A 22,914-nucleotide genomic window follows, 5' to 3' on the forward strand; every position below is an offset into this window, starting at 1 on the left:
AGTGTCGATGCGATTGGTTACAGTAGTGCGCTATCCACGCCGCTGTTTGAGCATTCCCGCAGGCGCCCGGGCCACACAACGGCGGGTGCAGGCTTCTGATCATGCCTTTCCATTGAGCCTTTTGCCTTGCCCTTCGCCGCCGCGCCCTTTGCGTCTATCGCGCAGGGCCTGGCTTGGCTATGGCGCCGCGGCCTGTGGCCTCGGTCTGCTGCGCGGCGGCCGGGATGCGATCGCGTTTGATTTCGACGCGGGCCGGCTGCAAACCGGCATGCAGTCGCGCTATGGTGCCAAGGGAGCGCAGGCGCTGCGGCAGTGGTTTGACATGCTGCAGCAGCAGACCGGCAAGCCGCTGCAGCAGCAACTGCCCGCGGTCAACCAGTTCTGGAACCGCGCCGTGGTGCAGACCGAAGACAGCGTGCTCTGGTCGCAGCCCGACTACTGGGCGACGCCCGTGGAAACGCTGGGCCGCGGGGCCGGCGATTGCGAGGACTATGTGATCGGCAAGTATTTCTCGCTGCTGCGCCTGGGCGTGGCCGAGGAGAACCTGCGCCTGATCTATGTGCGCGCGCGCATGGGCGGAGTGGGCAGCACGCAGAGCATTGCGCACATGGTGCTGGGCCACTACGCGACGCCGACGGCCGAGCCCCTGGTGCTCGACAGCATGCTGGACCCCATCCTGCCATCCAGTCAGCGCCGCGATCTGACGCCTGTCTTCAGCTTCAATGCGCAGGGCGTGTATGTGGGCGCAGCGCAGCCGTCACCGGTGGAGCGCATCACGCGCTGGAGCGATCTGCTGGCTCGCATGCGCCAGGAAGGATTTTTGCCATGAATCACATGGTGCAGGTACAGGCCAATGCGTGGCCAGGCACAGAGAGGGCCGCAAGATGTCTTTGTTGAAACAACTTTTGATCAGCGTGACCGTGGCCATCGTGGCCATTCTGATCGGCACGCTGGCCTTCAGCATCGGTGCCGCGCGCGAGTATCTCGACGGGCAACTGCAGTCCGAAGGCGAGAACGCTGCGGCGTCGCTGGCCTTGTCGCTGTCGCAGCCCGCGAACCAGGACCCGGTCACGCGCGAATTGCTGATGATGGCCTTGTTCGACAGCGGGCAGTTCCGGCTGATTCGCCTCACGTCGCCGCAGGGACAGACGCTGTTCGAGCGCAGGCGTGGCCCAGGCGATGGCGCGAAAGCGCAACGCCAGCACGCGCCCCAATGGTTTGCCGCGGCCTTGCCGCTGCACCGCGCCACGGCCGAGCGCGCGATCAGCGACGGCTGGACCCAGGTGGGCCAGCTGACGCTCGAAGTCGACGACAGCTATGCGCGTGCGGCGCTGTGGGGCAGCAGCGTGCGCATGGCAACACTGGTCGTAGGTGCGGGCCTGGCCTGGGCGCTGTTCGTCGTGCTGTTGCTGCAATGGTTTCGCAAGATGCTGCAGCGCGAGATCGCCACGCAGGTGCAGGCGATCGATGCGGGCAGCGCCGCCCAGACCGCGCCCATGGAGCGGTCCATCGTGGCCGAGCTGATGCCCGTGGTGCGCGCCATTGCCGATACGCGCGAGCGCGTGCAGGCGACTTCCATGGAGCAGATCGCGCGCATCGAATCGCTGGAGCTCGAAGTCAACTGCGATCCGGGAACGCAATTGCCCAACCGCAAGTACTTCGTCAACGAACTGCGCCGCGCGCTCAGCGGCGACGCGGGCCGTGAGGCCAATGGCTATGTGATGCTGTTTCGCCAATGGGACCTGTTGGCGCTCAACGCCCAGATGTCGCGCGCCAGCGCCGACGCCTGGCTCGCGTCGGTGCTCGAGCATGTGGGCCAGGTGCTCAAGCAGCAGGCCGATGGCGGCCTCCTGCTGGCGCGGCTCAATGGTTCCGACTTCGTCGTGCTCATGCCCGGCCTGGCCGGGCCGCAGGCGATGTCGCTGGTGCAGCAGATCCGCCAGGTGCTGCTGTCGATGCGCGCACGGCTCGCGGGCGGCCAGTGGTGCCGCTGGAGTTTCGCGCTGACCGATTATTCGCCCTCGAGTTCGGTCACCGGCGTGCTCTCGCGCCTGGACTATGGGTTGATGCGCGCCGAAAGCTCGGGCCAGGCGGAAGTCGAATACGTGGCCTATGGCGACGACGAAGTCGTCTCGAACATGGCCGGCGAAACGCTGTGGCGCCAGATGCTGATCGAGGCGCTCGAAGCGCAGGCAATGCTGTCGCTGGCCGTGCAGCCTTTGGTGCTGAGCGGCGCGGAACGCACGCTGATGCGCAGCGAAGCGTCGCTGACCTTGAACGCCGCGACCGGCGAGGCCATGATGGGTTCGCTCTTCCTGCCGGTTGCGGTGCGGCTGGGCCTGTCGGCCGATTTCGATTTGCGCGCCGTGGCATTGGGCCTGGCCTGGCTGGAGCAGCGCAGCGATGCCGAACTGGTGGTGCGCATCTCCCTGCCTTCGCTGGCCCAGCCCGATTTTCTCGCGCGTCTGCGCGAAGTGCTGCAGACCGCGCCGCGCCTGCAGCGCCTGTGTCTGGAGCTCGATGCGCATGGCCTCGTCGCCTATCCGCAGGAGGTGACCGAGTTCTGCGGCGCGATGGCCGTGGCCGGCGTGGGCGTGGGCCTGCGCCGCCTGGACCAGCAGCCCATGGCGCTGCCGCATCTGCATTCCCTGGCGCTGCGCTATGTGAAGCTCGGTGGCGACTTCGCCGAACAGTCCTGGCAAAGCCCGGGCGCACTGCACCTGCTGCAGGCCATGCTGCAGACCGCAGCCACACTGGGCGTCCAGGTGGTGGTCACCGACTCGGTGAACGCCCAGACATTGCGCATGCTGCTCGCGAATGATGTGCTGACGCCCGCAATTTGAGCTGGCGGGCAAAAAAGTGCGGAGTTTCCTTGGAGCCCTGTTTTATGCTGCTATACTTGCGGCTTCAACGACAGGCGCGTAGCTCAGCTGGTTAGAGCACCACCTTGACATGGTGGGGGTCGTTGGTTCGAGTCCAATCGCGCCTACCAAATAACCATTGGTAAAAAAGCCTTTCAGATCCACGGTCTGAGAGGCTTTTTTCTTTTCGGGCATGTTGTCCGTCAGCCGCGCGGCGGCGTATCGAGATGGCGTGAAAAGCTGTTGATGCTGCCGTCGTAGTGGAGCTTCACGCCGTCCAGGAAGAAGCTGGGCGTTCCCTTGACGCCGAAATCGTTGTAAGCCTGATCGCTCAAGCGCTGCAGCGCCCGCAGCGCATCCGCATTCTTCATCGCACGGTCGCAGGCTGCACTGTCCATGCCCGATTGCGCCGCGATTTCGCGCAGCACTTTTTCCCTGTCCTGGGCCGCCATGATGTCAGCGCGTTTTGCGCGAAAGCGCGCCAGCGTTGCATCCCTGCGCATCAGGCCGCTGGCGTCGGCGATCAACAGGATGGCGCCATCGACGGCATTGTTCACCGTGGGGCGCAGCGCGATCCTGAGCCGGCCGCTGTCGACGTATCTGGACTTGAGCTGCGGCAGCACCTGCTCCTCGAACCGTATGCAGGGTGGGCAGGTCGGCGAGCTGTAGACGATCAGCGTGGAAGGCGCGTTGCCGGCGCCGATGAATCGATCCGCCACGCCGTCAGGCTGCATGAGCGCGGCACCGGCGGCGGCGGGCGTCGCGGCGGAGGCCGTCGCCGTGCCCGCGAGGCCCAGGCACAAGGCCGTGAAAAGAAAAACTCTGGTCTTCATGGGTTCTGGAAAAGCCCGGCTTGCCGCCAACGCCGATGGGCAAATGGCAGCTCGCAAGACTGGGTTGAGTGGGATGGAATAAGCCGACCGCCTGGCTTGAAATCGCTGCTGCATCGGCCGTGGCGCATGCTAGGACGGTCTTGCCGGTGCAGCCATCGGGGGCAACCCTGGGCAGCGGCGCTCCATCATCGGGGCCGATGGGCGCTCTGTTCTCCCGCGCCGTCGCCTGCTGAAAGCAGCAGCGCACCGACGATCAATGCCTGCATGCCGCGCGTGAATTCCACTTCCATCTCGGCTTCTTCCGCGGCCCGGTCCGCGTCGACCACGGGCTCCTGCGCAGCGACCGAGTACACCGTGTCGGCGGCCGCAAAGCAGTGAAATGCCACCGTTGCCAGCAGCCATTGCGCGCGCTCCTGCGCAATGCCGTAGGCCTGGGCGATGTGGCGCTGGTGCGATTGGATCTTCTCGATGACAGCATCGGAGGCCGCCATGCGGCGCAGCATATAGGGCGTGACCCCCGGATGCGCCTTGACGAACGCCTGTATCGAGGCGCTGAACAGCGTGAGGTAGACGTGCAGCCCTTCGGGGTCGTTGCCCAGGGCCTGGGGAATCCGCCAGCGGCGGATGATTTCATCGGCCACCAGCTGCTTGAGTGCTTCCAGGCTGGCCACATGCTTGTACAGGGCCATGTGGCTCACGCCCAGCGCCGCAGCCACGCCGACAAACGTGATGTTGCGCAGCCCCAGCGCGATGCCGGCGTCGGCAATGCGCGCATGGGTGATGGAGGGTGGGCGGCCGCGTCCGCGCGCGGGGGGCAGGGATGTTGTTTCCATGTTCATTTCAGTGGGGCAGAACTACAGCATCTTAATTAGTTTAGTATCATGCAACTAATTCTGATTCTCAATTACGTACCGTGTCTTCGTTGTTTCTTTATTGGCGGCCATTCTGCGCGCTAACGGGTTGCGCCGACCCTTGCATGTTTGTGTCGGTGCCATGAGTACCCGCGCGACCCAGGAACCCGGGCCGATTTCCCGGGTGCTGCGGCCGATCCGCGGCGCGCTGATTGCCGCGGCGTCGCTGTCGGCACTGGGCGCCGTGCTCACGCTGGTGCCGCTGGCCGCCATGGCGCATATCGCGGCCCTGGCGCTGGGCGCGGCCGGCGCGCTGCCCGATACGCTCTGGTCCATTGTCGGCATCAGCGTGGTCTGTGTGCTGGCGGGCATGGCGGCGATCTCGGCCGGCGAACTGGTGGCGCATCTGGCCGACAACCATCTGACGCACGCCTTGCGCCAGAGCGCGGTGCAGCGCCTGGCGCAGCTGCCGCTGGGCTGGTTCACCGACCGGGCGTCGGGCGAAGTCAAGCAGGCCATGCAGGACGACATAGGCACGCTGCACGAACTGACCGCGCATTTCTTCACCACGGCCGGACGCGCCGCGGGCGCGGTGCTGGCCTGCGCGCTCTATCTGCTGGCCATGGACTGGCGCCTGGCCATCGTCGCGCTGCTGCCGTTTCCCGCATTTTTCGCGTTCTTCGGCCGCGCGGTGAAACGCAGCGCGGCCAACATGGGCGAGTTCGCGACGGCCATGGGGCGCATCAACAACGCCGTGGTCGAGTTCACGGGCGGCATGCCGGTGCTCAAGGCCTTTGGCGCGGCCGGCAAGTCCCACGGCGCCTACCGCGAGGCGGTCGATTCCTTTGCGCGCGTGTTCACCGATTTCACGCGCCCGCTGGTGGGCGCGATGGCCCATGCCAACGCAATGATCGCGCCCGTGGCGGTGCTGGGCGTGGTGCTGGTTGCGGGCACCTTGTTCGTTGCCCAGGGCTGGATGGCGCCGGCCGACCTGCTGCCGTTTGTGCTGGTCGCGCCTGGCATGTCGGCGCCACTGTTGCTGCTGCACTATCTGACGCATGACCTCAACGCCGCCGCCGGCGCGGCGCAGCGCGTGCATGCGCTGCTGCAGACGCCTGTACTGGCGCAGCCAGCGCCCGCGCAGCGCGCGATTCCGGCCGGCGCCGAGGTGCGCTTCGAGCAGGTCGGCTACGCCTATGAGGGGCAGGAAAATGTGCTGTCCGATATCAGTTTCACGCTGCGGCCCGGCACGGTGACCGCCGTGGTTGGCGCCTCGGGTTCGGGCAAGTCGACGCTGGCGCGGCTGCTGCTGCGCTTCTTCGATCCCACGCAGGGACGCATCACGCTGGGCGGCGCCGACCTGCGCCAGATGGAAAGCGCCGAACTGTATCGCCGCGTGGGCTTTGTGCTGCAGGAAGTGCGGCTGATCCATGCAAGCGTGGCGGAAAACATCGCGCTGGGCCGGCCCTCGGCCAGCGCCCAGGAGATCGAGCAGGCAGCGCGCGTCGCCAATATCCATGAACGCATACTGCGCCTGCCGCGCGGCTATGACTCGGTGGTGGGCGAGGACGCCGAACTGTCGGGCGGCGAGCGCCAGCGCGTGAGCATTGCGCGCGCGGTGCTGCTCGATGCCCCCGTGCTGGTGCTGGACGAAGCCACGGCCGCGGCCGACGCCGAAAGCGAACTGGCGATCCAGGAAGCGCTGTCGCGCATGGCCCAGGGGCGCAGCCTGCTGGTCATTGCCCATAGGCTAGACACCATTGCCCAGGCGGACCACATCATCGTGCTCGAAGACGGGCGCATCGCCGAGCAGGGCCGCCATGCCAATCTGCTGGCAGCCGGCGGCCGCTATGCGCGGCTGTGGGCGCTGGGCGGCTACGCGCCGTCGCAAGAAGAAGCGGGTGGCGCATGCTGAAGACTTTCATCGCACTGCTGGGCGACGATGCGCGCGTGCTGCGCCGCTATGCCGCGCTGGCTGTCTCCTATGGCCTGGTCAGCGGGCTGACCATCGTCACGCTGGTGCCCATTCTTTCGCGCCTGCTCGCGGGAGATGCGCGCGCCGCGGCGCCCTGGCTGCTGCCGCTTGCCGCCGGCATGGCGGTCTGCTGGGCCTGGCGCCGCCAGGTGGAAAAAGCCGGCGTGGCCGTGGGCGTGGCCATCTTGCGGAGCGCGCGCCAGCGCGTCGGCGACCATGTCGCGCGCCTGCCCGTGGGCTGGTTCACGCCGGGCAACACGGCGCGGCTGTCCCATGTGCTGACCCAGGGAATGATGGCCCTGGCGCAGCTGCCCGCGCATGTGCTCACGCCCGTGATCAGCGGTGCGGTGACGCCGCTGGTGATTGTCGTTGCGCTGTTCATGCTGCATGCGCCGCTTGGGCTGATCGCGCTGCTGGCCCTGCCTCTTCTTGCGGGCATGTCGCTGGCCGCGGCGCGGCTGGGGCGGCGCGCCGAGCAGGCCTATCACCGGCATTTCGCCCAGACCAGCCAGCGCATGGTCGAGTTTGCCCAGGCGCAGTCGGTGTTGCGCGCGTTCAACGGCGATGGCGGCGGCACGCGGCTGCTGGAGCAGGCGATGGCGCGGCAATGCCGGGCGGGCGCGCGGCTGATCTACCTGTCCACGGCATCGGCCGTGCTCAACGCCTGGACGGTGCAGGCGATCTTTGCCGCGCTGCTGGCCGCTGCCATGCTGTGGCTGCAGGCCGCGCCCGACAGCGCGACGCTGGTTGCCGCCGTCGTCGCGCTGCTGCTGGTCAACCGTTTCATCGATCCGCTGCTCGATGTGGCGAGCTATGGCGAAGTGCTGCGCGCAGTGCGCGGCCAGCTGGACGCGGTGGGCGAGATTCTCGCCGCCGAGCCGCTGCCCGCGCCGGTGCAGCCGCAGGCGCCGCGCGATGCGTCGGTGGAACTGCGCGATGTGGCGTTTTGCTATGCGGCCGGCCAGCCGGCGGTGCTGCAGGACGTGACGCTGCGCATTGCGCCGTGGAGCATGACGGCGCTGATCGGCGCCTCGGGCTCGGGCAAGACCACGCTGGCGCGGCTGATCGCGCGCTTCTTCGACGTGCAGCAGGGCAGCGTGCGCGTGGGCGGCGTCGATGTGCGTGACATGACGAGCGAACAACTGGCCGCGCAGATCAGCCAGATCTTCCAGGACAGCGCGCTGTTTGCGGGCAGCATTGCCGACAACATCCGCATGGGCCGGCCCGGCGCCAGCGACTCCGAAGTGCTGCAGGCCGCGCACCAGGCGGGCGTGGCCGAGATCATCGCGCGCCTGCCGCAGGGCATGGATACGCCGGTGGGCGAGGGCGGCGCGCGGCTGTCGGGCGGCGAGCGCCAGCGCGTGGCAATTGCACGCGCGCTGATCAAGCGCGCGCCCATCCTGCTGGTCGACGAAGCCACGGCCGCGCTCGACGCCGAGAACCAGGCGGTGATTGCCCAGGCGCTGGCGCGGCTGCGCGGCCAGTGCACGCTGATCGTCATCGCCCATCAGCTGTCGACCGTGGCCATGGCCGACCATATCGTGGTGCTGGATGGCGGCCGGGTCTGCGAGCAGGGCAGCCCCGAGGAACTCGCGGCCGCAGGCGGGCGCTATGCGCAGTTCCTGGCCCAGCGCCGCGCGGCCAAGGGCTGGCGCATCGCGCCGGCGCGCCGCTGATCCGACGGACTCGCACATGCCCTTGCTGCGTTCCGGCCTGCTGCCGCTGTTTGCCCTGCTGTGCCTGGCTTCACTGCTGACAGGCGCGCGCCAGGTCGCCTGGGTCGACATCCTGTCGCTGTCCGACGACGCCTGGCTCACGCTCACCGCGAGCCGCCTGCCGCGCCTGGCGGCGCTGGTGCTCACGGGCGTGGGCCTGGCTGTCTGCGGCGTGGTGCTGCAGCAGATACTGCGCAACAAGTTCGTCGAGCCGGCCACCACCGGCGGGCTCGATGCCGCCAAGCTGGGCATCCTGGTTGCGCTGACGGCCGCGCCCGGCGCGGGCAGCGGCGTGCGCATGCTGTTCGCGCTGGCCTTCTGCCTGGCCGCCAGCCTGCTGTTCGTCGCCATCATCCGCCGCGTGCGCGCGCGCAGCACGGTGCTGGTGCCGGTCATAGGCCTGATGTACGGCGGGGTGCTCAGCGCCATTGCCGAGTTCTACGCCTACCGCCACAACATCCTGCAAAGCATGCAGGGCTGGCTGCTCGGCGACTTCTCGCGCATCGTGCAGGGCAACTACGAAATTCTCTGGCTGGTGCTGCCCATCGTCGCGCTGACCTATGCCTATGCCCATCGCTTCACGGTGCTCGGCATGGGCGAGGGCCTGGCCACCAGCCTGGGGCTCAACTACCGCGCCACGGTGCTGCTGGGCCTGCTGCTGGTCGCGGTCACGGTGTCGGCCACGGTGATCACGGCCGGAGCGATTCCTTTTGTCGGGCTGGTGATTCCCAATCTGGTGGCGCTGCGCCATGGCGATCACCTGGGCCGCACGCTGCCCGCGGTGGCGCTGGGCGGCGCCTCGCTGCTGCTGTTCTGCGACATTCTCGGGCGGCTCGTGGCCTATCCGTACGAGGTGCCCATAGGGCTGACCGCGGGCGGCGTGGGCGGACTGCTGTTCCTGGGGCTCATTGTCTGGAGGCGGCGATGACGCGCAGGACCCTGTGGGCGGGCGCGGGATTGGCGGCGCTGGCGCTGACCTATGTGTTCCTGTTCTCTGGACTGGACTTCGGCTATGTCATCCCCAAGCGGCTGGTGCGCCTGGGCGCAATGCTGATAGGCGGCGTCTGCATTGGCTGGTCGGCCATCACCTTCCAGACGCTCACCAACAACCGCATTCTCACGCCGGCCGTCATGGGTTATGAAGCCGTCTATCTGCTGGCGCAGTCGCTGCTGGTGCTGCTGCTGGGAACGCAAAGCCTGGTGCTGCTGAGCGCGGGCGGCAACTTCGCGCTGTCGGTGGCGCTGATGCTGGCCTATTCGTGGCTGCTGCACCGCTGGCTGTTCCAGGACGGCCACAGCAATGTGTATGCGCTGCTGCTCGTGGGCCTGGTGCTGACGCTGGTGATGGGCACGTTCACGCAGTTCGTGCAGTTTCGCACCAGCCCGGGCGAGTTTTCCATGCTACTGGGCTTCACCCAGGCGTCCTTCAACCGCGCCCAGCCCGAGCAGCTGCTGTATGCGGGCGCGATCGTGGCCCTGGTCTGCGCGCTGGGACTGCGCACTCTGCCCACGCTCGATGTGCTGGCGCTGGGGCGCGAGACCGCCATCTCGCTGGGCGTGGACTACCGCCGCGCGGTGCGCCTGCAGCTGGTGCTGATTTCGACGCTGGTCGCGGTCTCGACCAGCCTGATCGGGCCGACGGCCTTCATGGGCATCTTCGTGGCCAACACGGCCTATGCGCTGGCGCGCGGCATGCGCCACCGCGTGACGCTGCCCCTGGGCTGCGCCATTGCCGTGGCCATCTTCATTGCGGCGCAGCTGGCGGTGGAGCATCTCTTCAACTACCGCACCACGGTGGGCATCCTGGTCAATCTGGTGTGCGGCGCGTACTTCCTCGCGCTGGTCGTGCGCCACCGGGGCGCGCAATGACATTTTTCATTCAGCCACTTCCCATCTTCAGGAGAAAAACCATGAGTTTCACCTTCCGCGGCGCCGCCTTGCTGCTGGCCGGCATGACCGCGCTGAGCGCCTGCGCCCAGAGCGCCGCTGTGGCTTCCCAGCCGTTCACGCCGATGACGGTGCAGCACCAGCTGGGCAAGACCGTGGTCAGCAAGCAGCCCCAGCGCGTTGCGGCGCTCGACATGAACGAAGTCGACTTTCTCGACCAGCTGGGCGTGCCCGTGATCGGCATGCCCAAGGACTTCATTCCGCATTTCCTCGCCAAATACCAGAATGCGCCGCGCGTGCAGGACCTGGGCTCCATCGTGCAGCCCAACGTGGAACGCGTGCATGCGGCCCGCCCCGATCTGATACTGATCACCTCGCTGCAGGCCGGCCAGTACAAGGAGCTGTCGCAGATTGCGCCCACCATTCAGTTCGATGTCGACTACCGCAACAGCGCCACGCGCCACATCGAGGTCATCAAGGACCATCTGCTGACGCTGGGCCAGTTGTTCGGCCGGCAGGACACGGCGCGCGCCAAGGCCGCGGAACTCGACGCCAAGGTGCAGCAGGCGCGCCAGGCCACCAAGGACAGGCCCGAGAAGGCGCTGATCGTGCTGCACAACAACGGCGCCTTCAGTTCGTTCGGCCCGCAGTCGCGCTACGGTTTTGTCTTCAGCGCGCTGGGCGTCAAGCCCGCGGGCCCGGCCGCCGACACCGGTCTGCACGGCCAGCCGGTCTCCAGCGAATTCATCCAGCAGGCCGATCCCGACATCATCTATGTGGTCGACCGCACGGCGGTGATGGAGCGCCGCGCCGCGCTCGACGCCGAAAGCCTGGGCAATCCGCTGCTGCGCCAGACCAAGGCCTGGAAGAACGGCCGCGTGGTGTTTGTCGACGCCCAGGCCTGGTATGTGACCGCGGCCAGTCCGACTTCCGTGCGCATCGTGATCGATGACGTCCTCAAGGCCTACCGCCCCTGACCCGCATTCCGGCCCCGACCAGGGCCTGATCCCCTGACGTATTCCTGTGCCAGCGACGGCGAACTGCCGCCTGGAAACAGGAGTGCGTCTCATTTCAATCCACCTCAACTTCTAAGCGAGCATCCGATGTCCCGCATCCGCCGCACTTCACACTCCACACCCACCGGCGCGTTCCTGCTGCGCCAGACCGCTGGCGCCGCGCTGGCGTTGATCGCCATCAGCGCGCAGGCCCAGTCGACCGAGACCGCGGCCACGCTGCCCACCGTCACTGTCTCGGGACAGTCCGGCGGCGCCACCGCGCCCTATGCGGGCGGCCAGGTCTCCTCGGGCGGGCGCGTGGGCTTTCTGGGCGACAAGGACTTCATGGAGACGCCGTTCTCCACCATCAGCTACACCGAGAAGTACGTTGCCGATCGCCAGGCCAAGGACATCACGGAAGTGATTTCCGCCACCGACCCGGCGGTGTTCAGCAACGGCGTTTCCGGCGCCTGGAGCGAGAACTATTCGATACGCGGTTTTGCCTCGAGCACCAACGACATGACGTTCGGCGGGCTGGCCGGCATGGCGCCGTACTACCGCACTTCGCCTGAAATGTTCGAGCGCGTCGAAGTGCTCAAGGGTCCGTCGGCGCTGCTCAATGGAATGCCGCCCGGCGGCTCGGTGGGCGGGGCGATCAACCTCGTGCCCAAGCGCGCGGGCGACACGCCGCTCACGCGCTTCACGGCCACCTACCTATCGGACTCACAGTTCGGCGGCCATGTCGATATCGGCCGGCGCTTTGGCGCGCAAAAGGAATTCGGCCTGCGCTTCAACGGCGTCTACCGCGATGGCGCGGGCCCGGTCGACAACCAGGACAAGAAGCTGCAGATGGGCGCGCTGGGCCTCGACTGGCGCCTGCAGCGCGCGCGCCTGTCGGCCGACTTCTACAGCGCCGACGACCACATCAACGGCCAGACGCGCGGCATCAGCCTGGCGCCCAACGTGGCGATTCCGCGCCCGCCCAGCGGCAGTACGCTGATCAACCCCGACTGGGCCTATGTCGACAGCAAGGACAAGGGCGCGATCCTGCGCGGCGAGATCGACATCGGCGACCAGATCACGGCGTATGGCGCGTTCGGCACGGCCAGGACCAACTACCAGTACAACGGCGCGATCTCGGCCCAGGTGCTCAACGCCGCGGGCGACTACCGCACGACCATGGGCCAGCTGGCCTTCGATGTCGACAAGAAGTCGGCCGAAGTGGGCCTCAAGGGCCGGCTGCAGACCGCGGGCATCAAGCATCAGTGGGCTTTGAACGCCACGCGCTACGAGCATGACCAGCACGACTACGGCCGCCGCTCGGTGCCCGGCGCCGACTGGACCACCAACCTCTACCACCCGGTCTGGGGCGCGGCGCCGGCATTCATCGCGCCGCCGGTCTCGCATACCGCGCTGGCGCTGACCAGCATTGGCCTGGTTGACACCATTTCGTTTGCCCAGGACCGCGTGCAACTCACGCTGGGCCTGCGCCGCCAGCAGGTCAAGAGCGACACCTACAGCACCGTGACCGGGCGGCTCGCCACGCGCTACGACCAGGGCGAGACCACGCCCGCGGCCGCGCTGCTGGTCAAGGCCAGCGAGCGCGTGGCGCTCTACGCCAACTACATCGAAGGCCTGAGCCAGGGGCAGAGCGCGCCCCTCACCGCGGCAAATGCCGGCGATGTCTTCCCGCCCTACAAGACCAAGCAAAAGGAAGTGGGCGTCAAGGTCGACATGGGCGAGTTTGCGCATACTTTCGCGCTCTACCAGATCGAGAAGCCCAGCAGCTACACCGACCCGGTGACCAACATCTTCTCGTTTGGCGGCGAGCAGCGCAACCGCGGCCTGGAGTGGAGCTTCTTTGGCGCGGCGACGCGCGGCCTGCGGCTGATGGGCGGCGTGGCCTATGTCGACCCCAAGGTCACGCGCACCACGGTCGCCAGTGCCCAGGGCAAGATGGCCACGGGCGTGGCCAGGCTGCAGGGCAAGCTGGGCGTGGAATGGGATGTGCCCGGCGCCGCGGGACTGACGCTCACGGGCAATGCGACCGCGGTCTCCAAGCAGTACATCAGCGCCGACAACGGCCTGTGGGTAGGCGGGCGCACCACCTACGACCTGGGCGCGCGCTACGCGACCAAGGTCGCGAACCGTCCCGTGACCTTGCGCGCCGGCATCACCAATCTGACCAACAAGGCGTATTGGGGCATGCCGCTGCTGTCCAGCCTGGCGCTGGGCGCGCCGCGCACCTTCCAGCTGTCGGCCAGCATCGATCTTTGATGGGGCAGCGCGAACGGCGTTGGGCCGTTCGCGCTGTGCCTGTCGAACGTAAACGCCGTTCGCTCCGCGCTTGCCGAACTTCACACTCCGTTCGCAGCGAGCTTGTCGATCTAAAAACTCCGCTCGCACTGAGCTTGTCGACGTAAAAACTCCGTGCACTGGGCTTGTCGACCTAAAAACTCCGTTCGCACTGAGCTTGTCGAAGTGCCGATGAACAACTCGGCACTTCCAACTGCGCTTCAGAAGTCGTAGCGCATGCCGACATTCACGCTGCGCGGCGCGCCCCAGGTGTACTGCACCCGACCGAAATCACGCATGCCGGCAAAGTAGCTCTTGTCGAATGCGTTGCGCACGTTGAGGCTCAGGCTCAGATGGGCGTTGAGGCGATAGTGCGCCATCAGATCGACGACCCAGAACGACGGCTGCGTGAGCGGGCCGGCCGTGGTCTTGCTTTGCCAGCGCGTCGCCGCGCCCACGGTCAGGCCGCTCAGCGCCCCGCCCAGCTGGTAGGTGCTGCCCAGCTTGAACTGGTTTTTCGGCAGATAGGTGTAGTTGTTCAGATTGCTGCTGTTTTGCACATAGCTGCCCTGGGCCTGCCAGCCGCGCGCGATTTCGCCGGACAGTTCGAGCTCGTAGCCGCGCTTGGTGACGCCCGACACCGAGCGGTAGAGGCTGATGCCGTCGGGAGTGACTTCACCCGTGGCTTCGGCCACGTTGTCGGTCTTCATCCAGAAATAGGCCAGACTGGCGTTGAGGCGCTTGTCGAAGAACTCGCCCTTGGCGCCGATCTCGCGCGTCTGGCCCTCTTCGGGGTCCAGCGTGCGGCCCTGCGCATCCACCGCACTTTGCGGCTTGAAGATGCTCGCATAGCTGCCATAGAGCGAGACGTTCTCATGCACATCGACCACCAAACCGGCGTACGGGGTGATGACATCGCTTTTCGCGAAGTCGTAGTTCGAATAGTCGTATGGCGTGAGATCGTACTGCTGGTAATTGGTGATGCGCGCGCCCGCGATCAGCTTGACCGGGTCGGCCAGATTGAAGCGGCCCGCGGCATAGACCGAATGGCGGCGCGAGCTGAAATAGCTGTGATTGTTCAGCGGGAGGCTGTCCAGATCAGCGGGACGCACAATGGCGGCGCCGCCGCCCGCGTAGTCGAAAGCGACGTTGCTGTAGCGCCTGTTGCCCGAATAGGTATTGGAGCTGGTGCGCGCGGCATCGACCCCGAACAGCAACTCATGGGTGCGGCCGAACAGCTGCACCGGACCCTGCAGGTCCAGCGCCAGACTGCGGTTCTTGTTGACGTGATCGCGTGCCCAATTGGTATCCACCACGGCCGGAATGCCCGTGAACCAGATGCCGCCTTCGCCGTCGGGCATCTCGGTTCTTTCATCGCTGACACGCAGCTTGGCGGTCCAGCCATTGCCGAAACGATGCTCCAGGTTGGCAAACAGCGTGCGCGAATCTTGCGCAAAGCCAGACCAGGGTGCGCCCACATTGAACGCGCGCGGCTGCAGGCCCATGTACTGGCCGTTGGCCGCATAGGCCTGGATCATGCTGGTGCTGCCCGCGCCGTAGTACTCGCGCTGGCGCTGGGTGAAGCCGACATTGAGCAGCGTGCGCTCGCCCAGATCGATGTCCAGCGTGCCGAACAGCGTCTGGTTGCTGCGCTTGGCATGATCGCGGAATTCCTTGCCGTCGGCGGCCGCGGCCACCAGACGGCCACGGATGCTGCCGCTGTCGTTGAGCGCCCCACCCAGGTCCACATCGGCGCGGTAGTTGTCCCAGCTGCCTGCGCCAGCGCCGACGCTGGCCTTGAACTCGTGCGTGGGCCGCTTGCGAATCATGTTGACCGTGGCGCCGTAATAGCCGTCACCGTTCATCAGGCCCGACGAGCCCTTGAGCACTTCGATGCGGTCCATCTCCACCATGTCGTCCATGGTGTAGAGCATCTGCGTGTTCGCATACCAGCCGCTGGCCATCTGGCGCAGGCCATCGACCTGCAGGTTGACGGCGTTGCCGCGCACCATGATGTTGTTGCCGTCGCCCTGGCGATCGATGGTCACGCCCGGCGTCTGCTCCATCACATCGGTCAGCGTCTCGAGCTTGAAATCATCCATGCGCTGGCGCGTCATCACGCTGACCGACTGCGGCGTTTCGCGCAGCGTCAGGGCCAGGCCGGTGGCGCTGCGCGTCGGGCCGGTCTGCGTGTAGCTGCCCGTGCCTTCTGTCGTGCCGCTGTGGTCTGCGCGCGCCGTGACCGTCACCGTGTCCAGCTGCACGGCGCGAATCAGATAGGTCCCCGGTATCGACTGCACGAACTCCAGGCCGCTGCCGCGCAGCAGCTGGCGCAGACCGTCCGAGACTTCGAGCTGGCCGCGCACCGCAGGCGCCTGCCTGCCCGCGAGCAGCGCGCCATCGGCGGCAATCGTCACACCCGCGCTGCGGGCCAGCGACTTGAGTGCGTCAGCCAGCGGCTGGGCCGGCAGATCGATGGCCAGCGGCGCGGCCCAGGCAACGGACGCGGCCCAGGCGGATGCGCACAGCAGGGAAAGGGTGGCGTGGCGCAGGGGACGGCCGGCGCGGGAAAACTTCGACATGAAAGAGGGCTCCTGAGAGGTCATTGCTCGTCCCACGGACAAGCCTGCATGTATGACGCAGATGCCCGCGCAATCCCTGAGCTCGAAGGCGAAATAAATTTCCTCAGCGTGCCGACAGCACGATTTCGCTGCTGGCGCGCTGCACGCGCACCGCGGCCAGGTGCGGCAGCGCGCGCAGGAAATCATCGAGCTGGCGCAGCTGCACCGCGGCCGTGATGCGCGGCGCGCGCTGGCCCGTGGCGGGCAGGGCGCGTATGGCCAGCGGGTGGTAGCGCGACAGCGTGGCGGCGATTTCCTCCAGCGTCGCGAGTTCGAAGACGATCAGCCCGCGCTCGATGGCAAACGCGTCATCGGCGTTGATGCCTGCAAGGCGCTGCGGCGTGCTGCCGGGCACGGCCGCGTCGTACCAGGCGCCGACCTGGCCGGCGCGCAGCTCCAGCGGGGCCTGCAGCTTGTCGCGCGCAGCCAGGCGCACCACGCCTTCCTGCACGCTCACGCGCACGCTGCCCGGCAGTCGATCGACCGAGAACACGGTACCCACCACGGTGATGCGCGCGCCCGCGCAGTCGACGACAAACGGGCGCGCGGGATCGGGCGCCACATGGAACAGCGCCTGGCCATGGGCCAGCCGCACGGCGCGCTGCGCACGATCGAAGGCGACTTCAATGGAGGTCGATCCGCCCAGCCGCACCTGGCTGCCATCGGGCAGGGACACGGGATCGAACTGACCGATTGCCGTCTCACGCGCCAGCGCGAAGCGCGCGGCGTCATCGGCCGCGCGCCAATGCGCATGCAGCAGCCAGCCCAGGCTGGCAAAACCCGCAAGCCCCAGCAGCCCGCGCGTCACATGGCGGCGCTGGCGGCGCCGCTGGGCCGTGGCCAGTGCCTGGGCGCGGTCGGTGGCGCCGAAGTCCTGCCACAGCAGGTCAAAGCCTGCGTATTCGCGCGCGTGGTCGGGGTGGGCCTTGAGCCAGGCATCGAAGGCGCTGCGCTGCGCCTGCGGCACCGGGGTCTCGCGCATGCGCAGAAACCAGCGCGCCGCATCTTCGCGCGCCGTCGTTTGGGTTGCCATCTTCAGCCGCCGATCTGCTCGCGCAGCGCGCGCAGATCGACCAGGGCGCGGATCAGGTGGCGCTCCACCGCGTTGAGCGTGATGCCCAGCTGGCGCGCGATCTCGGGCTGGGTCAGGCCCTCGATGCGGCACAGCCAGAACACTTCGCGGCAGCGCGGCGGCAGTCCGCTGATCGTGGTCTGCACCGCCTGCAGGCGCTGCTGCAGGTCAAGCAGGAATTCCGCCGAAGGCGCGGTCAGCAGCATCGCGTCCGCGCCTTCGTTCTGCAGCTGCAGCGCATCGTCGGGCAGGGCGCACCAGCGCCTGGCCTCGTTCGCATGGTCGGCCAGCACCGAATGCACCACGCGCCGCAGATAGGCATGGGGACTCGCAAGGCTTGTGTGCCGGCCGCTGAGCGCGTAGCGCAAAAAGGCATCGTGCAGCACGTCCTGGGCCCGGTGCACGCAGCGCGTGCTGCGCCAGATGGTGGGCAGCAGGGCGTGGTAGGCCCAGCCCAGATCCAGGCCCAGCCAAACGGGGGAGGCGGTTTGATTCACGGAAGAAATGGTCAATCGTAATGAGATGAGTTCTCAATACGGATTATCCATCGAATCCTGTGCCCGCCGCTCAGGCATGCGCCAGCGCCTAGAACTTTGGCGTGTACTTCAAGGTGAACATCACATTGCGCGGATCGCCAAAGTCGTTGTTGCCGTTCTGCTCGGCAAAGCCCGGAATCCAGTAGCGCTTGTCAAACACATTGTTGACGTTGAGCGCCAGGCTGACTTCGGGAGTGACCTGGTAGGCCAGGCGCATGTTCCAGACGCTGAAGCCCGGCACCTTGAACGAACGGTCATAGCCCAGCGTATGGCTTTGGGCGTTGAAGCCCGCGCCCACGGTCAGCGCGTTCCAGTCGTTGGGCAGGCGATAGGACGCCCAGACGCGCACCAGGTTGCGCGGCGTCCAGGTGCTGAACACCTTGCCCTGGTTGGTCGGGTCGCTGAGGAACTTGGTGGTGTTGTAGGTATAGCCGGCCATCACCTGCAGATTGCGCAGCACTTCGCCGCTGACCTCGGCTTCCAGGCCCTGGCTGCGCACCTTGCCCGAGGGTGTGGAGCAGTACCAGCCGCTGCAGGCCATGCCCGAGGCGACATCGTTGACGGCGCGGTTCTTGTGGTCGTAGCGGAACAGGGCCAGCGAACTGTTGAGCCGCCCGTCGAACAGCTCGCCCTTGACGCCCAGCTCGTAGTTCGAGCCGATGACAGGGTCCAGCACCTGGCCACCCACGTTGCGCGCCGACTGGGGCTCGAACACGCTGGTGTAGCTGCCATAGGCCGACCATTGGGGCGTCAGCGCATAGACCAGGCCGGCATAGGGCGTGATCTCGCCCGAGGCGGTGTTCACCGTCTGCGTGTTGTACAGCGACTCGTTGTAGATGTAGTCATACCAGCTGCTGCGCGCGCCAAGAATGGCCGTCAGGGGCTCGCTGAGCTTGGCGCGCCAGCTCGAGTAGATGCCTTTTTGCTGCACGTCGTACGTTGCGCGCGTGCGTTGTCCGCCGGCGGCCATGATGGTGGCCTCGTCCTGCCAGGGGCGGTTGTGGTCTATGGCAAAGATGTTGCCGCCGGGCGTGAACGTGCGGGCATACATGTCGTTGGAGGTGTACTTCGAGTAGTTCGCGCCCAGCGTCACTTCGTTGCGCAGGCCCAGCAGTTCGAAGCTGCCGTTGACATAGGCGTCCAGGCCCAGCTTGGTGGAATCGAAGTCCGTGACCCAGTTGGCATAGGTCAGCCCGCTGCCGTCGGCAGCGACATTGCCGTGCATGCGCTGGTGGGTGGAGGTGTTCTTCTCGCTCAGGCGCAGGGCCGAGATCTTGAGCTTCCAATCGGCGTTGAAGCGGTGGTCCAGATCGGCAAACAGCATGGTCTGGTCTATGCTCGCGCGGTTCCACCACGCGCCTACAAACGTCGAGCGGTCCAGCCCCAGGTCGCTGCCGTCCGCAAACCGCGGCAAGCCGCGGATCATGGGGCGGCCGTTGCTGTCCGAATTGCTGATGCCCACGCCCAGCGTCGTGTCCGGGCTGATGTCGTAGTCGAGCGCCGCATACAGCGAACGTGTGCGATCGTTGACGTAGTCGACAAAGGAGTGGCCGCGCGCTTCATCGACGACCACGCGGCCACGCAAGGAGCCTTCGGCATTGAGGGGCCCGCCCGCATCGAGCTGTACGCCGTAGCGGTCCCAGGAGCCGACGCGCGTGGTCAGCGTGACGGTCTTCTCGGCCTGGCCGCGCTTGCGCACCAGATTGACCGCACCGCCCGGGCTGCCCGTGCCCTGCAGCAGGCCCGAGGCACCGCGCAGCACTTCGAGGCGGTCGTAGAACACCATGCCTTCCGTGCCCCAGTTGCCCAGCGCATAGTTGTTGCGCGGAATGGGCACGCCGTCGTATTGCCAGGCGTCGATCTGGAAACCGCGCGCCGACAGCACCATGCCCTGGCCCACGCCCTTGACGCCGACCGCGCCCGTGATGTTGTTGGCCGCGACGCGCAGGTCGGTGATTCCCTGCTCGTCGAGCTGCTTGCGCGTCATCACGCTGATCGACTGGGGAATGTCCTTGAGCGCCTGATTGCCCTTGTTGATGCTCACGGCGCGCGCGGCCAGCGAGTCCGAACCCTCGGTGGTGGGACTGCGCTCGGCCCGGGCCGTGACGGTCACGGCGCCCATCGCCGCCTCGCGTGCGCTGGCCTTGCCCGTCTTTGCCGCCGCCGCGTTCCTGCGCACCACATAGCCTCCGCCTGCGCCCGGCGCGGTCTCCAGCCCATGGTCCGCAAGAACCTCCTTCAAGGCCTGCGGCACGCTGTAGCTGCCCGCCAGCCCCGGGCTGGTCTTGCCGGCCGTGAGCGCGCCGTCGAACGACAGCCAGATGCCGGCGCTGGTCGCGAGCCGGTTGAGCACCTGGTCCAGCGTGCCGGCCGGAATGTCATAGCGCACGCTGGCTTCGGCGCGCGTGGGCGCGGCGCCATCCTGTGCCCAGGCGGGTGCGAAGGCGATGCTGAGGCAGGCGAGCAGCGCCGCGTGGTGCAGCGGTTTCATGCGCAGTGAATGGCCTGCAGCCGAGCGCTTGTCATTTCCCATGGTCATCCGACTTTCCCTCTCATTGTTGAAGCGGTGGACGCGCGCAGAACGCGGTCCTTACCTGTTTCCCGAACGAGATGGAAAAAGTGCTACGGCCAATGCAAAAAAAGCGTCAGCCTGCGGGCCTGACCGTGACCCACCAGCGGGTGGTGGTCGTTATCTGCAGCGGCAGGGCCTGGGCCAGAATGCGCAGCGCGTGGTCGGTGTCGTCGAGCGGATAGACGCCCGAGACGATGAGATCGCGCACGGCCGGATCGCTACGCAGCACGCCGCTGCGGTAGCGGCCCAGCTCCGCGAGAAAGTCTTCCAGCCGCATGCGCTCGGCGACCAGCACGCCCCGGCTCCAGGCCGTGGCATTTGCCGCCAGCGGCCCGATGGCTTGCACGCCGGCCTGGCTGAATCGCGCCTGCTGGCCCGCATCGACGCGCTGCCTTGCGGCCATGCCGCTGGTCGCCGGGCTGATCTCCACCGCGCCTTGCTCCACGCCCACCTCAATCCAGTCGTCGGTCTGGCGCACGCCAAAGCGCGTGCCCAGCGCGCGCACCGTGCCTTGCGCGGTCTGCACGATGAACGGCCGTGCCATCGGATCCGCCGACGTGGTGATGAAAATTTCTCCCTCCAGCAGGCGCACCTGGCGTTCGCTGGCGCCGTAACGCACATCGATGGCGCTGGCGCTGCCCAGCACGATGCGCGTGCCGTCGGGCAGAACGATCTCGCGGCGCTCGCCGCGTGCGCTGCTGTGGTCGGCGAGCATGCGCTGCCATGGCGAGGTTTCGCGCCCGGCATACGCGGCCAGGCCGCCGCCGGCGAGCAGGCCCGCGATGCCCAGCAGCGCGCGGCGGCGCTGCGGCGTGGCGCGGGCGCGCAAGGCCTGCGCTGCGGCCGGGCGGGCGAGAGACTGCAGCTGTGCGTCGGTGCGCTGCACCTGCGCCCAGGCCTGGGCATGCGCGGGCGCTGCGTCAAGCCATTGCGCAAAGCCGTCGCGCTCCTGCTGCGTGACTTCGCCCGACCAGAATGTGACCTGCCATTCCAGCGCCTGATGCAGGGCCGCGGCGCTGCTCATGCGGCCTTCGGGCTCAGCGCCGCATGGCAGGCAAGCGCGGCGCGCAGCATGTATTTGCGCACCGCGCCCACCGAGATATCCAACTGGGCAGCGATGGCCGAGTAGGTCAGTCCATCGAGCTGCGACAGCATGAATGTCTCGCGCACCTTGGCCGGCAGACCGCCCAGCACCGCATCGAGCAGCAGCAGGGCCTCGAGTGCGAGGGCCCGCTCCTCGGGCGAGGGCGCCAGCGTTTCCGGCAGATGGGCCAGTGCTTCGAGATACGCGGCCTCGAGCACGCGGCGGCGGTGCAGATCGATCACCAGGCCCTTGGCGATCTGCGTCAGATGCGCGCGCGATTGCGCGGCGTCGGGCATGCGCCCCGACACGAGAATCCGCACAAATGTGTCCTGGGCCAGATCGGCGGCGTCGAAAGCATTGCCCAGCCGGCGGCGCAGCCAGCCCTGCAGCCAGCCATGGTTGTTGCCGTAAAGGGTCTGAAGGTCTTGGGATGTGTCGCCTGCCGACATGGAAAAAGCCGTCTGTCGCAGACGATTGTTAATGAGAACTGTTCTCATGTTAACAAAACTTGTGCGTCGCCGGTTCCAAGCCGTTGGCGTTTTCATGGATACGGATGCGGCTACGATCGGTTCTCCGTATTTCCTCTCCATGAAAGAACCCCATGCAATTTGCCCTTGTTGCACAAGACTTCAAAGATGACGGCGCACTGGAGCGGCGCCTGGCCTGCCGTGAAGCCCACCTTGAACGCGTCCGCATGCTGGCTGCCCAGGGTGGCTTCATCAGCGGCGGCGGCGTGCTCGACGCCAGCGGCAAGATGGTGGGCTCGAACGCGCATTTTTCCTTTGCCGACCGCGCGGCCTTCGACGCCTGGCTCGAGACTGAACCCTACATCCTGCAGCGCGTGTGGGAGAAGATAGAGATCAGCGAAGTGCGCCTGTTCAATCCCGCGGCGTGATTCCCGCGACGGCTTGATCACATGAGATCAATTCTCATTTCGATCCTATAATCCGCCGAATCCCGTGACACGCCATGGATACGCCGCGGCGACACGGGTCCATTCGTTGGCGGGCTTTGTTCGATTCGTGTTTGAGCGCTATTACCGGGAACTGCTGAATTTTCTTGCCCGCTCCGTGCGCGACCGTGATACCGCGGCGGACCTGGTGCAGGAGAGCTACGCCCGCGTTCTGGCCGCGCAGCAGTCTGGGCAGATGGTGCAGGACCCGCGCGCGCTGCTGTATCGCACGGCGCGCAATCTCGTCATCGACCAGCATCGCCGCGCGGAGATTCGCGCCGAAATCAGCGAAGCCGCCTTGGGGGATGACAAAGACGGCGCTTTTGATGGGCTGGCCGGCCCGCGCTCGCTGGAGCCCGACACCATCCTGGCTTCGCGTGAAGGCCTGGCGGCCGTAGTGGCCGCCATCGACAAGCTGCCCCCGCGCTGCCGCGAGGCCTTTATTCTCTACAAGTTCGACGGCCTGTCATATGCCGAGATCGCCGCGCGGATGGGAATTTCCACGCGCACGGTGGAAATGCAGTTGCGCATCGCCATGGAAGCCTGCTGGCGCTGCCAGGACGAACTCGAGGGTGCTGCGCCGCGCAGCGCCGGCAAGAAGCGCGTTTCCCCATGAGCCGCACAATGAACGATGTCCGATACCGGGTTGCGGCCGGTCCGTGCGT

Annotated in this window: 18 protein-coding genes and 1 tRNA gene; 11 read left to right on the plus strand and 8 right to left on the minus strand. The window is 66.9% G+C overall.

The annotated features are described in order from the left end of the window. Window positions 1–148: 148 nt before the first annotated feature. The 3 genes from ACSVDO_RS08030 (at window position 149) to ACSVDO_RS08040 (ending at window position 2,992) form a co-directional block, all read left to right on the plus strand. Window positions 149–829, plus strand: coding sequence for a transglutaminase-like cysteine peptidase (locus ACSVDO_RS08030; protein WP_332539622.1), 681 nt, complete (start codon window positions 149–151; stop codon window positions 827–829). Window positions 830–884: 55 nt separating this feature from the next. Then, window positions 885–2,843 carry a bifunctional diguanylate cyclase/phosphodiesterase gene (locus tag ACSVDO_RS08035; protein ID WP_489595764.1) on the plus strand — a complete coding sequence of 653 codons (1,959 nt, stop codon included), beginning with the start codon at window positions 885–887 and terminating at the stop codon, window positions 2,841–2,843. 72 nt (window positions 2,844–2,915) lie between these two features. Continuing rightward, window positions 2,916–2,992 (plus strand) — tRNA-Val (locus tag ACSVDO_RS08040). Window positions 2,993–3,064: 72 nt separating this feature from the next. Here the strand turns inward: ACSVDO_RS08040 and ACSVDO_RS08045 are convergent. Both ACSVDO_RS08045 and ACSVDO_RS08050 read right to left on the minus strand, forming a co-directional pair. Continuing rightward, window positions 3,065–3,694: a thioredoxin domain-containing protein gene (locus ACSVDO_RS08045; RefSeq protein WP_489595766.1), complete on the minus strand. Its 630-nt coding sequence runs from the start codon at window positions 3,692–3,694 to the stop codon at window positions 3,065–3,067. Window positions 3,695–3,879: 185 nt separating this feature from the next. Further along, window positions 3,880–4,527, minus strand: a complete 648-nt coding sequence (locus ACSVDO_RS08050; protein ID WP_332684250.1) for a TetR/AcrR family transcriptional regulator — start codon at window positions 4,525–4,527, stop codon at window positions 3,880–3,882. 160 nt (window positions 4,528–4,687) lie between these two features. Here ACSVDO_RS08050 and ACSVDO_RS08055 point away from each other — a divergent pair, with 160 nt between their 5' ends. The 6 genes from ACSVDO_RS08055 to ACSVDO_RS08080 all read left to right on the plus strand — a co-directional run bounded on the left by ACSVDO_RS08055 (window position 4,688) and on the right by ACSVDO_RS08080 (window position 13,394). Continuing rightward, window positions 4,688–6,460 (plus strand): ABC transporter ATP-binding protein, encoded by a 1,773-nt coding sequence (locus tag ACSVDO_RS08055; RefSeq protein WP_489595768.1) that lies wholly within the window; start codon window positions 4,688–4,690, stop codon window positions 6,458–6,460. Further along, entirely contained in the window at window positions 6,454–8,196 is a 1,743-nt protein-coding gene (locus ACSVDO_RS08060) for an ABC transporter ATP-binding protein (RefSeq protein WP_489595769.1), read from the plus strand. The genes ACSVDO_RS08055 and ACSVDO_RS08060 overlap by 7 nt, the downstream gene beginning before the upstream one ends. Before the next feature lie 16 nt (window positions 8,197–8,212). Then, on the plus strand, window positions 8,213–9,163 hold the full coding sequence (locus tag ACSVDO_RS08065; protein WP_489595771.1) for an ABC transporter permease: 951 nt from the start codon (window positions 8,213–8,215) through the stop codon (window positions 9,161–9,163). Beyond that, window positions 9,160–10,104, plus strand: coding sequence for an iron chelate uptake ABC transporter family permease subunit (locus ACSVDO_RS08070; RefSeq protein ID WP_489595772.1), 945 nt, complete (start codon window positions 9,160–9,162; stop codon window positions 10,102–10,104). Before ACSVDO_RS08065 ends, ACSVDO_RS08070 begins: the two co-directional genes overlap by 4 nt. Before the next feature lie 41 nt (window positions 10,105–10,145). Next, window positions 10,146–11,099, plus strand: a complete 954-nt coding sequence (locus ACSVDO_RS08075; protein ID WP_489595774.1) for a siderophore ABC transporter substrate-binding protein — start codon at window positions 10,146–10,148, stop codon at window positions 11,097–11,099. Window positions 11,100–11,225: 126 nt separating this feature from the next. Next, entirely contained in the window at window positions 11,226–13,394 is a 2,169-nt protein-coding gene (locus ACSVDO_RS08080) for a TonB-dependent receptor (protein ID WP_489595776.1), read from the plus strand. 239 nt (window positions 13,395–13,633) lie between these two features. Here the strand turns inward: ACSVDO_RS08080 and ACSVDO_RS08085 are convergent, their stop codons facing one another. From ACSVDO_RS08085 to ACSVDO_RS08110, 6 genes are all read right to left on the minus strand, one after another. Next, entirely contained in the window at window positions 13,634–15,994 is a 2,361-nt protein-coding gene (locus ACSVDO_RS08085) for a TonB-dependent siderophore receptor (RefSeq protein WP_489595778.1), read from the minus strand. Between the two features lie 103 nt (window positions 15,995–16,097). Next, window positions 16,098–17,066, minus strand: a complete 969-nt coding sequence (locus ACSVDO_RS08090; protein WP_489595780.1) for a FecR family protein — start codon at window positions 17,064–17,066, stop codon at window positions 16,098–16,100. Between the two features lie 2 nt (window positions 17,067–17,068). Beyond that, window positions 17,069–17,602: an RNA polymerase sigma factor gene (locus ACSVDO_RS08095; protein WP_489595781.1), complete on the minus strand. Its 534-nt coding sequence runs from the start codon at window positions 17,600–17,602 to the stop codon at window positions 17,069–17,071. 88 nt (window positions 17,603–17,690) lie between these two features. Continuing rightward, a complete protein-coding gene (locus ACSVDO_RS08100; protein WP_489595783.1) occupies window positions 17,691–20,180 on the minus strand; it encodes a TonB-dependent siderophore receptor in 2,490 nt (829 codons plus the stop codon). A 106-nt stretch (window positions 20,181–20,286) separates the two neighbouring features. Further along, window positions 20,287–21,237 (minus strand): FecR family protein, encoded by a 951-nt coding sequence (locus tag ACSVDO_RS08105; RefSeq protein WP_489595785.1) that lies wholly within the window; start codon window positions 21,235–21,237, stop codon window positions 20,287–20,289. After that, window positions 21,234–21,746, minus strand: a complete 513-nt coding sequence (locus ACSVDO_RS08110; RefSeq protein ID WP_489595786.1) for a sigma-70 family RNA polymerase sigma factor — start codon at window positions 21,744–21,746, stop codon at window positions 21,234–21,236. Before ACSVDO_RS08110 ends, ACSVDO_RS08105 begins: the two co-directional genes overlap by 4 nt. Window positions 21,747–21,898: 152 nt before the next feature. On the opposite strand from ACSVDO_RS08110, the gene ACSVDO_RS08115 reads away from it, so the two are divergent. Together ACSVDO_RS08115 and ACSVDO_RS08120 are read left to right on the plus strand one after the other, a co-directional pair. Next, window positions 21,899–22,192, plus strand: coding sequence for a YciI family protein (locus ACSVDO_RS08115; protein ID WP_489595788.1), 294 nt, complete (start codon window positions 21,899–21,901; stop codon window positions 22,190–22,192). A 106-nt stretch (window positions 22,193–22,298) separates the two neighbouring features. Then, entirely contained in the window at window positions 22,299–22,865 is a 567-nt protein-coding gene (locus ACSVDO_RS08120) for an RNA polymerase sigma factor (RefSeq protein ID WP_489595790.1), read from the plus strand. The last annotated feature ends 49 nt before the right edge of the window (window positions 22,866–22,914 follow it).

Source organism: Comamonas sp. DB36 (assembly GCF_057914905.1).

Coding starts and splice junctions, on each gene's coding strand:
- ACSVDO_RS08065 (WP_489595771.1), top strand. CDS start 8,213: ATGCCCTTGCTGCGTTCCGGCCTGCTGCCGCTGTTTGCCCTGCTGTGC.
- ACSVDO_RS08075 (WP_489595774.1), top strand. CDS start 10,146: ATGAGTTTCACCTTCCGCGGCGCCGCCTTGCTGCTGGCCGGCATGACC.
- ACSVDO_RS08085 (WP_489595778.1), bottom strand. CDS start 15,994: ATGTCGAAGTTTTCCCGCGCCGGCCGTCCCCTGCGCCACGCCACCCTT.
- ACSVDO_RS08070 (WP_489595772.1), top strand. CDS start 9,160: ATGACGCGCAGGACCCTGTGGGCGGGCGCGGGATTGGCGGCGCTGGCG.
- ACSVDO_RS08090 (WP_489595780.1), bottom strand. CDS start 17,066: ATGGCAACCCAAACGACGGCGCGCGAAGATGCGGCGCGCTGGTTTCTG.
- ACSVDO_RS08110 (WP_489595786.1), bottom strand. CDS start 21,746: ATGTCGGCAGGCGACACATCCCAAGACCTTCAGACCCTTTACGGCAAC.
- ACSVDO_RS08035 (WP_489595764.1), top strand. CDS start 885: ATGTCTTTGTTGAAACAACTTTTGATCAGCGTGACCGTGGCCATCGTG.
- ACSVDO_RS08105 (WP_489595785.1), bottom strand. CDS start 21,237: ATGAGCAGCGCCGCGGCCCTGCATCAGGCGCTGGAATGGCAGGTCACA.
- ACSVDO_RS08060 (WP_489595769.1), top strand. CDS start 6,454: ATGCTGAAGACTTTCATCGCACTGCTGGGCGACGATGCGCGCGTGCTG.
- ACSVDO_RS08080 (WP_489595776.1), top strand. CDS start 11,226: ATGTCCCGCATCCGCCGCACTTCACACTCCACACCCACCGGCGCGTTC.
- ACSVDO_RS08115 (WP_489595788.1), top strand. CDS start 21,899: ATGCAATTTGCCCTTGTTGCACAAGACTTCAAAGATGACGGCGCACTG.
- ACSVDO_RS08055 (WP_489595768.1), top strand. CDS start 4,688: ATGAGTACCCGCGCGACCCAGGAACCCGGGCCGATTTCCCGGGTGCTG.
- ACSVDO_RS08050 (WP_332684250.1), bottom strand. CDS start 4,527: ATGGAAACAACATCCCTGCCCCCCGCGCGCGGACGCGGCCGCCCACCC.
- ACSVDO_RS08100 (WP_489595783.1), bottom strand. CDS start 20,180: ATGACCATGGGAAATGACAAGCGCTCGGCTGCAGGCCATTCACTGCGC.
- ACSVDO_RS08045 (WP_489595766.1), bottom strand. CDS start 3,694: ATGAAGACCAGAGTTTTTCTTTTCACGGCCTTGTGCCTGGGCCTCGCG.